Raw genomic sequence first — 14,363 nt, 5'->3', positions numbered from 1 at the left:
CTTTATGCCCAAATAACTTTCATTAAGTTTTTATATTCGTCATTTGCTAATTTATATAGCATTCTCGTATGTTCAAAGACAAGTGCTGGATTAAAGTTTGGTTCTGAGAATGCAAGAGATGTTGAAATATCAATTGCATTTTGCTTATTTAATGTGAATTTTGCAAAGCGATAAGATGTATTTAATTCATTGATGACATGTAAAATATCATTTGTTGATGTTGCATCAGGCACGTGAGCAACATTGAAGCAGTATATATCCACCGTAGGATGTTCGTTTTGGAAAGCAGCGATAAGTTGAATCTTTGCGCCAGCTTCAGTCTCTAATCCTACTGAAAAATGAACAGAGCCATCATTTTCATCTATATTTTCTTCCATGTATATATCGTTAGATTTTAAGTAGTCTTTAAAATCTGAGATGTTATGTTTTACTGCAGCTTTCATATGTATGAGCCCCCTGATAATTGGAATAGATTGCTACTATTTATTATAATTTAAAAATATTAAAAAAGATAGTTAGAAAGTTCTGATTTTTATATTTGGAAGAATAAAAAGAAGCGGTTCTCTACCTCCATAGAGAACCGCTTCTATATTATTCATTGTCATTAGACGATGTTTCTGTATCTTCACTGCTATTTTTGTTCTTATTTTTCACTTCATTGTTATTTGATTCGCGTTCACTTGAATTTTCAGACTTAGATTCTTTTGTCTTTTTCGAATCAGAGTTTGAGTCAGACTTTGTATATGCAGGTAGCCCAAGATGAGTACGAAGTTCATTTGTAACATTAGCTAATTCTTTTTTATCTGGATTGTAGTAGTAAGTTCGACCACCACCAGCAGATTTGCTACAAGTATCGTCACCTTTTGCCATGTAGCAATCATCACCTTGGATTTGTAATTTCTCAATTTCCGAATCCGATCCATATTTATAGAATGAAAGCATATCATCAAATGTTAAGTTTGTAACGAATTGTCCGTTAATATCATCAATGATGTTGCCAACTTTTGTTACAGAACCAACACTTGTTAGTTTCTTTAAAATAGCCTCGATAACGAGTTGTTGACGTTGTCCACGCATTGCATCACTATCGATGTGCCTTGTTCTAGCAAGAGCAAGAGCTTCTTCGCCATTTAGCTTTTGAACACCTTTTTCTAGATGAATAGCCTCAGCATTATCATTGCTATCTTGCTCAGTAAATTCAACTGGTACATCAACTTCAACACCGCCCAAGTCATCGACGATTTTTATAAATGATTTAAAGTTGAATTTTACAAAATAATCGACAGGAACATTCATTAATTTTTCAACTGCATCAATGCTTGCTTGTGGTCCACCATTTTTTCCGTTTTTAGCAGAACCGAATGCATGAGCGTGTGTAATTTTATCTTTTTTCTTTTCTATTGGAATATAAGTATATGTGTCACGTGGGATACTTAATAGTTTAACAGTTTTGCTATCTTTATTAAATGTTGCAAGTAAAAGCGCGTCTGTTCTTATAGCTTCACCATATTCTTTTCCACGGACATCGCTTTCATCGACACCCATTATTAAAACAGAGACATTGTTTGTAATAGGTTTTACAGCCTTATCACGTAAATCAGATTTATCACCGCGTGCTAAATCGTGTGCGGCATTTCGAACAGCAGAAGATGCTTTATTTACTAAAAACCAAGTATAACCGCCGCCTATTAATAAAACGAATAGTATAGCGCTTATAATAATTTTTATTTTTTTCTTATTTTTTTTCGGTTTATTGCGTGTATTTTCTTGCAAAGATGGGTTTTGCTCCATTTCCTGTACTCCTTCATTTGGATTGAAATACGACACTCATATCCACTTATTATAATGAAATTTAGCGAAAAAAAACATTACAAAACATTTACATTTCGTAAAAATTCAATATATTTATAAAAAGTCAGATTTTCTATATATTATTTGTCAGATGTAGAATAAGTATAAGGGCTTTTAGTAGAAATGAAAATATATATTATGAGAAAGTGATAGGGAAGTAAGATTTGTTGAAATATAGCCAAGAAGAAATGAGTAAGCTTACTTATTTCTTCTATATAATAAAGAAGAATTTGACGGATAAAGGAGAGAGCATAATGAATCATACATCATTCCGAGCAATCGTTGTGAACGAAAAGGAAAATCATCAGTTTGTAAGAAAAGTTGTTGAGAGAGAAGTAAGTAGTTTACCTGAGGGAGACGTATTCATACAAGTTCATTATTCTTCATTAAATTATAAAGATGCTCTTTCAGCTACTGGTAATAAAGGTGTTACGAGAACATATCCTCATACGCCAGGAATTGATGCTGCAGGAGTAGTTGTGAGTAGTGAAGATGCTACCATTAAAGCAGGAGATCAAGTTATTGTAACGGGATATGACTTAGGTATGAATACCTCTGGTGGTTTCGGAGAATATATTCGCGTGCCATCATCTTGGGTCGTGCCTTTACCAGAAGGAATGTCATTAAAGGAAAGTATGATGTACGGGACAGCAGGTTTTACTGCGGCGTTGTCGGTATATAAGCTTATTGGGGCAGGAATCAAGCCTAATATGGGAGATGTTTTAGTAACGGGTGCTACAGGCGGCGTAGGCAGTGTAGCTGTTAGTATATTAAGTAAGTTAGGGTTTAACGTAGTAGGAGCGACAGGAAAAATGGAAGAGAAAGATATGCTACTACGTCTAGGAGCGAAAAAAGTGATTCATCGCGCGGAATTGAATGATGAATCAGGAAGACCGATGTTAAAAGGGATATACGCCGGAGTTATTGATACTGTAGGTGGACGTATGTTAGAAACAGCTTTAAAAACAGTAAAGTATGGTGGTTGTGTAACGACATGCGGTAATGTGGCAGGCCAGGAATTACAAACAACGGTATATCCGTTTATTTTACGAGGCATAAGCCTTTTAGGGATAGATTCTGTGCAATGTCCAGCAGATGTGAGAAGTGATGTGTGGACGCTCTTAGCAAATGAATGGAGTAATAAAGAGTTAAGATCTTATACAGGAGAATGTACATTAGAAGAATTAGAGGAGAAGTTTACACTTATATTGCAAGGAAAGTTAAAAGGAAGAACAGTTGTTAAAATATAATAAGAAAGAGACGCTTACGTTAGCGTCTCTTTCTTATTATAATGATTGTTTTAAATTGATTTTTCCTTGTTCACCTAAAACACCGTCAGCGATATTTACAGCGTGATCGCCAATGCGCTCTAAGTTACTTACCATATCGACGAAGATGATACTTGCATCACCTGAACAGCTGCGTTCGTTTAGACGTAATACGTGACGTTTACGAAGAACACGTTCCATTTGGTCGATTTTGCGTTCTTTGGCAATAACAGTTTGAGCTAGTTCAGTATCGAAGTTTGTTAAAGCTTCAACTGAGTCTTGCAGTGTTGAAATTGTTAACTCAAGCATTTCGTTTAATTCAGCTAATGCTTCGTCTGATAGTGAAACACGGTTTGAAATTTGGAAATCTACAAGTTCTACAAGGTTTTCTACATGATCACCGACACGTTCAATATCTCCAACAACACCTGCTAAAACAGAATGTTTTTCAGAATCCGTAGGTGAAAGTGGCTTTTCTGATAGTAAAACTAAATACTCGGTAATTTTTTTATCTAAATTGTTAATAGCTCCTTCTAATTGAGTAGCCATGTTTGCGTGTTTTTTGTCTTGTGTATTTAAAAATTGATTTGCTTCTTTTAATCCATGTAATGAGAACTCAGCCATACGGATAATCTCTTTTTGAGCTTCAGTTAAAGCGATGGCTGGAGATTGTTCAATAAAGATTGGATTTAAATGTTGTGGTTTGAAGTCAATCGCTGCATCTTCACCACGAATAATTTTTGTTACGATCCATGCTAACACTGCAATGAACGGGAATTGAATGATTGTATTTGTTACGTTAAATGTTCCGTGTGCAAATGCAATAGTCATTTCTGGATTCAAGTTTAATGATGTTTGGAAATATTGAATTAAACTTGTAAATGGTACTAATAAAATTGTAAAGATAATTGTACCGATAATATTAAAGATAACATGAACTAATGCTGCACGTCTTGCGGCAATAGAAGTACCGATTGCTGCTAATACAGCTGTAATTGTTGTACCGATGTTATCACCGAATAATACAGGAAGAGCTGCTTGTAAATCGATTGCACCTTGACCAAATAGTTCTTGTAAAATACCGATAGTTGCACTTGAGCTTTGTACAATTAAAGTAAAGACTGTACCGACAACAATTCCTAAAATTGGATTATCACTCATGCTAACTGTTAATTCTTGGAATGATTCTAAAGAACGAAGAGGTTTCATACCTGCACTCATTAATTCTAAACCGAAGAATAACATACCAAAACCGAATACAACTTGACCTACAGAATGTACTTTTTTATTTTTAAAGAAGAATAGTAAGATTGCTCCAATTGCCATAACTGGGAGAGCATATTCTCCGATTTTAATTCCGATAATAAATGCAGTAACTGTCGTACCGATGTTTGCACCCATAATAACACCGATTGCTTGTCTTAATGTCATAAATCCGGCACTTACAAGTCCGACTGTTAAAGCAGTTGTTCCTGAACTGGATTGGATTAATACCGTAACTAACATACCTGCTAGTACACCCATAAGTGGGTTTGTTGTAAAACGATCTAGAATATCGCGAAGACGATCTCCAGCTGCTTGTTGCAGTCCATCGCCCATGTATTTAATCCCGAATAAGAAAATACCTAATCCACCAATGAACTGGAAGATCATATCTTGAACATTATATTCCACGCATTCCACTCCTTAAATTTCATGTACGATGTAATTATTAACTGAACCTTGAGGCACTGTAAACGGTTTGCTAGTAAAATTTACACTAAATTTACAAAGAGAAGAAAAGTTTACAATCCCTTAAAGAAACAGCTGTGTTCTATTGGTTTTCATCTTGTATAAATCTTAATTTTGTAAAGAAATCACACTTTTTAGAATAATATTGTTCAGTCGAATATTAAGGAAAGCGTCTGCGAGTTCATCGTATATTTTTTGATGAAAGTTAAAAAAATATGTAGGAAAATGCATGTAGTTTTATAACAGCAAAACGAGGGGAAATAATTCTTTTAACACGATAAAAAAGCCACTGAATTATCCAGCAGCTTTTTCCGTGTTTTTATCGCCATGCTTTTGTTTTCTTATGCTTGTAATGTAAATGAAGAGAAAAGCAATAAGTAATAGAGAGGAGTAACGATATACAGTTGCATAGTTTGTAAAATGAGCAATAAATCCAAATATAATCGCTCCAGCGCCGATTCCAAGGTCAAATGCGGAGAAGAATGTAGCCGTTGCTACGCCGCGTCGATGCGGTGCTACGCGGTCAATCATCCATGCTTGTAGTGCAGGTTGGATCGCTCCAAAACCACTTCCGTAACATGCTGCAGCAATAATTAAGCTCGGAATTGTCGTCGTATACGACAATAAAATAATGCCTGTAAAAGTTATAATAACTCCCGGAATGATGACGAATGTATGGCCTTTCGCATCATATAGCTTTCCAGAGAATGGACGAGTTACAGCGATTGCTAGTGCGTTACATAAAAAGAAGAGACTAATATCAGCTATGCCGACTTCTGTAGCAAATAGAGTGATAAAACTTCCGATTCCTCCGTACATTAATGTAATACATAATATTAATAATGAAGGAAGTAAAGCTTTACGCTCAATAAATCCATCGAGAAAAGTACTAGATGATTGTTGTGGAGGCTGTTTCGATTTTTGGATTTGAAGTAGTTTCGTTAATATTAATGAAACAACTGTGCACGATAATGCACATAAAAAAAGAATTGTGAAGTTATATGTTTGCATAAGCCATAGTCCGATAAGTGGACCGAGGGCCATTGCAATTGTTCCAGAAAGGCCAAAATATCCCATGCCTTCTCCGCGGCGAGCTGAGGGAATTAAATCAGAAACGACAGTTCCATATGTAGTCGTTGTAATACCGAAACCAGCTCCGTGTAAAATACGAACAGCAAGCAAGAGAAAGATAGTTGAGGCGAAAAGGTAACTGCCCATAGCGAGTAAACAGATAGCAGTGCCGATCATTAAAATGATTTTTTTATTGAATTTTTGCAAGGCGTTCCCAGTTAGCGGTCTAACAAAAAGTGCCGCAACGGTAAACATGCCGACAACAAATCCGATATTGGAACTTGTGCCACCAATTTCTTTCACATAAACAGGTAAGGTTGGAATTAACATTTGAAACCCTAAAAACATACATAAGTTTGCAAAAATTAAAGCAACAAACTCTTTCGTCCATAACGGTTCTCGTTTTACGAGTATTGCTTCTCCCATATATTCATCCCCTATATAAAATTTTCTCTTTTCTTTCGAGTATATGTATTGGCCAATGCAACAGTCAAGGAAGGTGTCTTGAAAACGGATAACAATTTTTAAGATGAAAAACTGACAAATTTGTGTAAAAGCTACACAACTATGAAAAAAAGATGTAAAGTATAGATGTATAGACTTGTAGGTGTTAAGAATGATAGAAATTGTTTTTTCTTTAAAGAAAGCGGATTCAAAAGAGTAGTGAACAAGAAGGGGATATATACTTTTTCACTACATATATTTGAAAAGGTTTACAATATGATGAAGAAAGAGGCGTGTACATATGAGACGATTAGGTATTTCTATTTATCCAGAACATTCAACAGTAGAGAAAGATAAGGAGTATTTAACATTAGCAAGTAAATATGGATTTACACGTGTGTTCACATGTTTATTATCTGTGGATGGAGAAAAAGAGAAAATTATAGAAGAATTTAAAGAAACGATCTCTCATGCGAATGCATTAGGGTTCCAAGTATTAGTTGATATTAGTCCATCTGTTTTTGAACAATTAGGTATTTCGTATAATGATTTATCATTCTTCCATGAATTAGGTGCGTACGGTATTCGTTTAGATGTCGGTTTCTCAGGATTAGAAGAATCAATTATGACTTATAATCCGTATGGTTTGAAAATTGAGATTAATATGAGCAATGGTACGAAGTATGTAGATAACATTATGAGTCATAGACCAAATCGTGAAAATTTAATTGGTTGTCATAATTTTTATCCGCATCGTTATTCAGGATTATCATACGATCATTTCATTAAATGCTCGAAACAATTTAAAGATTACGGTATGAGAACGGCAGCTTTTATTTCATCATTTGATGCAACATACGGACCTTGGCCAGTAACAGAAGGGTTATGTACATTAGAGCAGCATCGTGAATTACCGATGACAACACAGGCGAAACATTTATTCGCGACGGAATTAATTGATGATGTTATTATTGCAAACGCATATGCGTCAGAAGAAGAATTACAAGCACTAGGTGCATTAAATAAAGAGAAACAAACATTTGATATAGAAATATATGATACAACGACAGAACTAGAAAGAATTATCGTATTAAACGAACCACATTTTTATCGCGGAGATGTATCTGAATATATGATTCGTTCTACACAAAGTCGTGTGAAATATAAAAAAGAAGAGTTTAAACCTCATAATACGCGTGAAATTAAGCGTGGGGATTTATTAATTGATAATGAACAATATGGCCAGTATAAAGGCGAATTACAAATTGCATTAAAAGATATGGTGAATACAGGAAAAACAAATGTAGTTGGTCGAATTGTAGAAGAAGAGATTTTCTTACTAGACTATTTACAAGCATGGGATAAATTCGGATTTACATTAAAGAAATAGAGAGAATATAAAGGGGAAAAACTACTGATTTCAGCAGCTTTTCCCCCTTTATATATAAAGAGCGAGAGGAAGAGCTATGACAAAGGTGCATCAGCGATTAATTTCTATTTTAGAGGAATTTTTAGAAGGGAAATCGATGTTAAATCGAGCTTTTTTAGCAGGCCGTTTACATGTATCAACGAAGACGATTCAAAAGGATATAAAATTATTAAATGATATATTGGAAGAAAACGGAGCGAAAATCGAATCGCAAAGAGGTACTGGGTACGAATTAGAAATTATACAAAAGAAGAAATTTGAAGACTTTTGTGTGAGTCTATTTCAAAAACAGACGGAAAAGATCCCAACTTCTTATGAAGAAAGAATAGCGTACATTCTGCAGCGTGTTTTAATGATAGAGGGATATGTGAAGCTTTCAGAATTAGCGGAAGAGATGTATGTGAGCAAATCAACGGTCAATTTAATTATGAAAGATGTTACAGATATATGTGGTCGCTATAAATTACAAATTGAGAAGAGACCGTATTATGGTATACGTATTGTTGGAGAGGAATTTAATATTCGTTCTTGTTTATCACAATATGGTTTACCGCGTTATGACCATACTCCGTTTCATGAGCAATTTGAGCAGACGGAGACATATTTATCGCTACCTCATATATCACTCATTCGTTCAATTATATTAAAGTATATTGAAGGCGGAACAATATATTTATCTGATATAGAAATTGATAATTTAGTCATTCATATTGCAATCGCATTAAAGCGTTGTCAAAGTCAACATTATATGAAAGGACTGCATGCGGAGCAATCAGAACTTATACTAAAGAAAGAATATACAATTGCGAAGCAGATTTTAGGAGATTTAGAGAAAGAGTTGAAATTTTCATTTCCAGAAGAAGAAGTATTATATGTGACGATGCATTTATTAAGTACTGCTGTTACAACGAGAGATCGCTATGAAAATGTAGAAGAGCTATTAGGGAAAGATATATATGCATTTATGCAACATATTCTTTTTAAAGTAGCGGAAGAACGGAATCTTATTTTTTATTATGATGAAGAATTATTATTTGGATTTGGTATTCATTTAAAAACGTTATTAAATCGTTTGAAGTATAAGCTAAATACGAGAAATCCTCTTTTGGCAGAAGTGAAAAAGAATTATCCGTATGCTTTTGAAATTGCGGTTCTCGTTGGAGATATCATTGGTGAATATACGGGTGAATCGATACCTGAAAGTGAAATTGGTTATATTGCAATTCACTTCGGCGGAGCGATGAGCCGTTTGCAGGAGCAGAATCAAAAGAAAAGATGCTTATTAGTTTGTGCGACTGGTCAAGGAAGTGCACAACTATTAAAATATAAAATTTTATCACAGTTCCGAGATAAATTAGAGATTGTAGGTATTACAGGCTATTATCAATTGAAAGTAGAAGATCTTTATAAAGAAAAAATAGATTGTATTATTAGTACGATTCATATACCGAGTGGCTTGCCTGTTCCAGTTATAAAAGTGAATTCAATATTTGATGATAAAGAGATTAAATCGATTGGTCAGCGGTTGTTTACGCATGTGAATACTAGTGTGCAGCCTTATATTAAGGAAGATTTAATCTTTTTAAATCATAATGCTTCTACGAAAGAGGATGTTATTCAGTTTTTATGTGAAAAAGCTGCTGAGAAACGCTATGTACCAAAAAACTTTTATGCTTCTGTTATGGAGAGAGAAAATACGTCTCCGACAGCGGTTGGGAATTCAGTTGCGATTCCGCATCCGATGCAGTTATTAAGTGAGGAAACTTTTTTGATGTTTTGCACACTTGAAAAGGCTGTTGATTGGGGAGATAAAAAAGTACAAGTAATTATTTTATTTAGTGTAAAGCGCAATAATAATGAAGATTTGCAAAGGCTTTATGATTTTTTATATGATATTATGTCTAGTCAAACTACGATAGAGAAACTTACTCAGACTGAGGTAATTGAAGATTTTCAAGAAATTTTATTATCATTTTGAAAAAGTATATAAAAACTTCCGTTACATAACGGAAGTTTTTTATGTTTAATTGTATGCGTTTTCATAATAAGATAAAAATATAGAAAACATATAGCTTGGGGGAATTTAAAATGGCTGATATGCAAACTCCATTTGCGTTAATTTTACATGGTGGCAATGCGAGAAGCGCGGCGCTTGAAGCAATTGCTTTTGCAAGACAAGGAGATTTCGGGAATGCCGGTGAAAAGATGAAACTTGCTAGTGAGGAAATTTCAGCAGCGCACCGTATTCAAACGGATTTAATTCAAGAAGAGGCAAGAGGAAATCATGCAGAAATTAGTTTACTGTTAGTGCACGCACAAGATCATTTAATGAATGCAATTACAGTGAAAGAACTGGCTGAAGAATTTATTGCTCTTCATAAACGAGTAGAAGAGAAAGTGACAGTATAAGATGTACATTTTATTATGTTGTGCAGCAGGTATGTCAACGAGTATGGTCGTAAGAAAAATGCAAGAAGAGGCAAAGAAACAGGGGAAGAATTATAAAATTAAGGCGGTTGATTCAGAACTAGTGAAGCTTGAAATTAAGGAAGCCGATGTCGTTTTAATTGGCCCACAGGTGAAATATTTATTTCCAGCTGTAGAGTTTCTTGCAAATTCATACAACATACCAGTTGCGATTATAGACCAACGAGATTATGGCATGTGTGATGGTTTGAAAGTGCTTAAGCAAGCAGAACAATTAGTTTTAGCATAATTATATCTTTTTAAATATAAACATTATAATGTTATAAAGTTTATTTCATTCTTTTATAGTAGAGAGAAAGAGGAGGGCTATTGATGAATGGGTTTATGAGTTTTATGGAACAAAAGATTATGCCAACAACGCAAAAAATTGCAGGACAACGACATTTATTAGCAATTCGAAACGGGGTTATTTCTACATTACCGTTAACGATCGTCGGATCATTTTTCGTTATCTTTTTAAATTTACCAATTGATGCATATATGGAATGGATTGCACCGTTTCGCCATATTTTAGATATTCCATTTCGATTTACAGTAGGACTAATGGCATTATACGCAGCGTTTGGTGTAGGGGCTTCGCTCGCGAACTTTTATCAGCTCAATCAGTTAAGTGCAGGGTTATTATCTGTACTCGCCTTTTTACTAGCATCAGTTGAACCAATTCAAATTACGAAAGCTGTACCAGGTGTTATTGATGCAGGTAGATATATTTCAGTAGGAACATTAAGTGCAACGTCTTTATTCGGCGCAATTGTTACAGCATTAATTGCAGTAGAAATTTATCATTTTATGATTAAGCATAATATCTCGATTAAATTACCAGATAGTGTACCACCAGCAGTTTCAAATTCGTTTGCAGCATTAATTCCAACATTAGCAGTTATTCTTTTATTCTGGGGCATTCGCTACGGTTTGAAATTTGATGTGAATACAACGATCACATATTTAATCGCACCATTAAAATCAGTATTAGTAGGAAATAATTTATTCGGTGGTTTATTAACAGTATTCTTAATCGTGTTTTTCTGGTCATTCGGTATACATGGACCAGCGATTTTAGGACCAATTATTCGTCCGATGTGGGATTCAGCAATTCTTGAAAATATGGAAGTATTCACGGCTACAGGAAATGCACATCAGTTACCAAACTTATTTACAGAGCAATTCATTCAATGGTTCGTATGGATTGGCGGATCAGGCTCAACGTTAGCTTTAGTAATTATGTTTATGTTCTCTAAATCTAAGTTCCTAAAAGAGTTAGGTAGATTATCATTCGTACCAGGTTTATTCAATATTAACGAACCAATTATTTTCGGTGCACCAATTGTAATGAACCCAATCTTAATTATTCCGTTCGTTATTACACCGTTAGTGACAACGACAGTATCATATTTCGCAGTTGTTTCAGGTATGATTCCACTCATGATGGCGAAACTGCCATTTACGATGTTAGCACCAATTGCAGCGGTGATTAGTACGGACTGGACAATTATGGCTGGTGTACTTGTACTTGTTAACTTTGTTATCTCGTTCGTTATTTACTATCCATTCTTCAAAATGTATGAGAAACAACAATTAGCAGGAGAGGAGAAAACAGAATGCCCGGAGCAATTATCATCTTAATTACATTCGTGGTCGGACAGTGTATTGCCCATTATTCGAAATGGGTACAAAGTAAATCTTTATTAGTGTTACTACTAGTATCAGTTTTATTTATCGGTTGTTCAATGGGTGCATATGTAATGTTAGGATTGCAATCACCGTACGTAATTATTGTACCGACAATTTTATGTGCAACGTGTTTATCTGCAAAATATAGATTTACGAGCATGGCATTAATACAACGTGTGAAGGAGATGCAAAAGCATGGAGCGTAAATTAGGAATTTCACTTTATCCAGAACATTCAACGAAAGAAAAAGATATGGCTTATATTTCCGCAGCGGCACGACACGGTTTTTCAAGAATATTTACTTGTTTGTTATCTGTGAATCGTCCGAAAGAAGAAATTGTAGCTGAATTTAAAGAGATTATCAATCACGCAAAAGATAACAATATGGAAGTTATTTTAGATGTAGCTCCGGCTGTGTTTGATCAGCTTGGTATTAGTTATAGCGATTTATCATTCTTCGCGGAGTTAGGCGCAGACGGTATTCGTTTAGATGTAGGCTTCGACGGGTTAACTGAAGCGAAAATGACGAATAATCCGTACGGTTTAAAAATTGAGTTAAATGTAAGTAACGATATTGCGTACTTAGAAAATATTCTTTCGCATCAAGCGAATAAATCAGCTTTAATTGGTTGCCATAATTTTTATCCGCAAAAATTCACTGGTCTTCCGTACGATTATTTCATTCGCTGCAGTGAACGCTTTAAAAAGCATGGTATTCGCAGTGCAGCCTTTATTACATCACATGTCGCAAACATCGGTCCATGGGATATTAACGATGGATTATGTACATTAGAAGAGCATCGTAATTTACCAATTGAAGTACAAGCGAAGCATTTATGGGCAACAGGGTTAATTGATGATGTCATTATCGGAAATGCTTATGCGAGTGAGGAAGAGTTAGAAAAACTAGGAAACTTAAATCGCTACATGTTACAGCTAAAAGTGCACTTTGTAGACGAAGCGACTGAAGTAGAGAAGAGAGCTACGCTGCAAGAATTACACGTAAGGCGCGGCGACATAACAGAGTATATGGTACGTTCTACAGAAGTACGTAAAAAGTACAAAGATTATGACTTCCCAGTGCGCGAAAGTGTGCTACAGGAAAGAGGGCAAGTTGTAATTGGTAATAACTCATTCGGAAAGTATAAAGGTGAACTGCAAATCATTCTAAAAGAAATGCCGATAGATGAACGGAAAAATATTGTCGGTACAATTGCGGAAGAGGAGTTATTCTTACTAGATTATGTAGGAGCTTGGACGCAGTTTACTTGTGTGGAATAGAGAAGAGAAGGAGAGGATGCTGTGGCATCCTCTTTTTTATGTTGAAATAGTAGTCTATCGTATATAGAATGCAAAGAGATAGATTTGATTTTGACGGGAGCGAAGGAGATGGAAGAGTATATAGATGGTTTATTAAGGCGGATGGATGATGAGGATACAGAGGTTAGCCATCGTGCTTATGATGAAGCAAAAGAGCTAAATGACCTATTAACGTTTCCTTATTTACAGCAGAAGGTAACCAAAGCAAAAAAAATAGCTATGAAGAAAGATATGTATTATGTAATGACGAAACTCGCTATTAATACGAAAGAAATTTGTATTGCGGATTATCTTATAAATCGTTTGGAATGTGAACAAAGCCCGACTTTGTTAAGTGAACTGCTTAGTAATATTTATACATTACCAGAAGTAAGTAGTACAAATAAAATCATTCCGTATATTTATCATAAAAACGATAGTGTTCGTTTTTGGGCAGTTTCTTCCTTAAAGTTATATAAATCGTTAGAAGCGGAAAGTGCGTTGCTAAAGTTGCTGGATACTGAAGAAAATAAAGATGAGATTACACATATTTGTTATACATTGTTTGAGATTGGAACGAAGCAATCGATTCTGCCGTTAACAAAGCTTTTATATAGTAATAGTGCCTATGTTCGTTCAACTGTTATTGAGGTGTTAGCAAAAATAGGGGGATCGGACTTACAAATAGTTTATATTGAAGCTTTACAGGATAGAAATGTGATGGTGAAATATGAAGCTGTTCGAGCTATTTATACGTATGGCGACGAAATGGCAATGAGACCAATTTGCGAACGTGTGAATAAAATTGTTGCTAGAAGACGTAAAAATGAAGCAGAGCCTACGGATGAAGCAGAGATTATCATTGCTCTTCGTTTCTTACATAAGTTTGCTAATCATGAAGAAGTTTTAAAGATATTTGATAAAGTGTATAAAAAACGTGGAAACTTGTTTATGTCGGAGAGGAAGTGGCTTCGAGACAATATTACTTACTTTCAAGAGAAAGAAAGAATGTAAGAATCATAAAAAAGAGCCAGCCTGGTATTATCCCCTATAGGTAGACAGTAAAAAAAGAGTCCATCTGATATGATGGACTCAATACTGTTTTATCTGGA

At 34.9% G+C, this 14,363-nt stretch carries 13 protein-coding genes; 9 read left to right on the top strand and 4 right to left on the bottom strand.

Translation table 11 applies throughout. The features are described 5' to 3' along the window. Window positions 1-2: 2 nt before the first annotated feature. Window positions 3-443: a hypothetical protein gene (locus tag HFD78_RS25730; RefSeq protein ID WP_000642362.1), complete on the bottom strand. Its 441-nt coding sequence runs from the start codon at window positions 441-443 to the stop codon at window positions 3-5. A 148-nt stretch (window positions 444-591) separates the two neighbouring features. Next, on the bottom strand, window positions 592-1,791 hold the full coding sequence (locus tag HFD78_RS25725) for an LCP family protein (protein ID WP_000437392.1): 1,200 nt from the start codon (window positions 1,789-1,791) through the stop codon (window positions 592-594). Between the two features lie 314 nt (window positions 1,792-2,105). Here HFD78_RS25725 and HFD78_RS25720 point away from each other — a divergent pair, with 314 nt between their 5' ends. Next, window positions 2,106-3,101, top strand: a complete 996-nt coding sequence (locus HFD78_RS25720; RefSeq protein ID WP_001016957.1) for a YhdH/YhfP family quinone oxidoreductase — start codon at window positions 2,106-2,108, stop codon at window positions 3,099-3,101. 36 nt (window positions 3,102-3,137) lie between these two features. Here the strand turns inward: HFD78_RS25720 and HFD78_RS25715 are convergent, their stop codons facing one another. Next, window positions 3,138-4,793 carry a Na/Pi cotransporter family protein gene (locus HFD78_RS25715; protein ID WP_000456270.1) on the bottom strand — a complete coding sequence of 552 codons (1,656 nt, stop codon included), beginning with the start codon at window positions 4,791-4,793 and terminating at the stop codon, window positions 3,138-3,140. A gap of 351 nt (window positions 4,794-5,144) precedes the next feature. Further along, window positions 5,145-6,347, bottom strand: coding sequence for an MFS transporter (locus HFD78_RS25710; protein WP_000503243.1), 1,203 nt, complete (start codon window positions 6,345-6,347; stop codon window positions 5,145-5,147). Between the two features lie 319 nt (window positions 6,348-6,666). Here HFD78_RS25710 and HFD78_RS25705 point away from each other — a divergent pair, with 319 nt between their 5' ends. The 8 genes from HFD78_RS25705 (at window position 6,667) to HFD78_RS25670 (ending at window position 14,265) form a co-directional block, all read left to right on the top strand. Further along, window positions 6,667-7,755, top strand: coding sequence for a DUF871 domain-containing protein (locus HFD78_RS25705; RefSeq protein WP_001253349.1), 1,089 nt, complete (start codon window positions 6,667-6,669; stop codon window positions 7,753-7,755). Window positions 7,756-7,831: 76 nt separating this feature from the next. Then, window positions 7,832-9,772 carry a BglG family transcription antiterminator gene (locus HFD78_RS25700; RefSeq protein WP_098006033.1) on the top strand — a complete coding sequence of 647 codons (1,941 nt, stop codon included), beginning with the start codon at window positions 7,832-7,834 and terminating at the stop codon, window positions 9,770-9,772. Window positions 9,773-9,882: 110 nt separating this feature from the next. Next, window positions 9,883-10,203: a PTS lactose/cellobiose transporter subunit IIA gene (locus HFD78_RS25695; protein ID WP_000774631.1), complete on the top strand. Its 321-nt coding sequence runs from the start codon at window positions 9,883-9,885 to the stop codon at window positions 10,201-10,203. A gap of 1 nt (window position 10,204) precedes the next feature. Next, complete coding sequence (locus HFD78_RS25690) at window positions 10,205-10,510, top strand: PTS sugar transporter subunit IIB (RefSeq protein WP_000275642.1); 306 nt, start codon at window positions 10,205-10,207, stop codon at window positions 10,508-10,510. 83 nt (window positions 10,511-10,593) lie between these two features. Then, window positions 10,594-11,904, top strand: a complete 1,311-nt coding sequence (locus tag HFD78_RS25685; RefSeq protein WP_001013052.1) for a PTS sugar transporter subunit IIC — start codon at window positions 10,594-10,596, stop codon at window positions 11,902-11,904. Further along, window positions 11,880-12,158: a hypothetical protein gene (locus tag HFD78_RS25680; RefSeq protein WP_001117509.1), complete on the top strand. Its 279-nt coding sequence runs from the start codon at window positions 11,880-11,882 to the stop codon at window positions 12,156-12,158. Before HFD78_RS25685 ends, HFD78_RS25680 begins: the two co-directional genes overlap by 25 nt. Then, window positions 12,148-13,233 carry a DUF871 domain-containing protein gene (locus tag HFD78_RS25675; RefSeq protein ID WP_000440054.1) on the top strand — a complete coding sequence of 362 codons (1,086 nt, stop codon included), beginning with the start codon at window positions 12,148-12,150 and terminating at the stop codon, window positions 13,231-13,233. Before HFD78_RS25680 ends, HFD78_RS25675 begins: the two co-directional genes overlap by 11 nt. Window positions 13,234-13,341: 108 nt before the next feature. Then, window positions 13,342-14,265, top strand: coding sequence for a HEAT repeat domain-containing protein (locus HFD78_RS25670; protein ID WP_098006035.1), 924 nt, complete (start codon window positions 13,342-13,344; stop codon window positions 14,263-14,265). The last annotated feature ends 98 nt before the right edge of the window (window positions 14,266-14,363 follow it).

Source organism: Bacillus sp. EKM501B (assembly GCF_011800505.1).
GTDB classification, from domain to species: Bacteria; Bacillota; Bacilli; order Bacillales; family Bacillaceae_G; genus Bacillus_A; species Bacillus_A cereus.
This window is presented reverse-complemented; position numbering and strand designations above follow the sequence as displayed.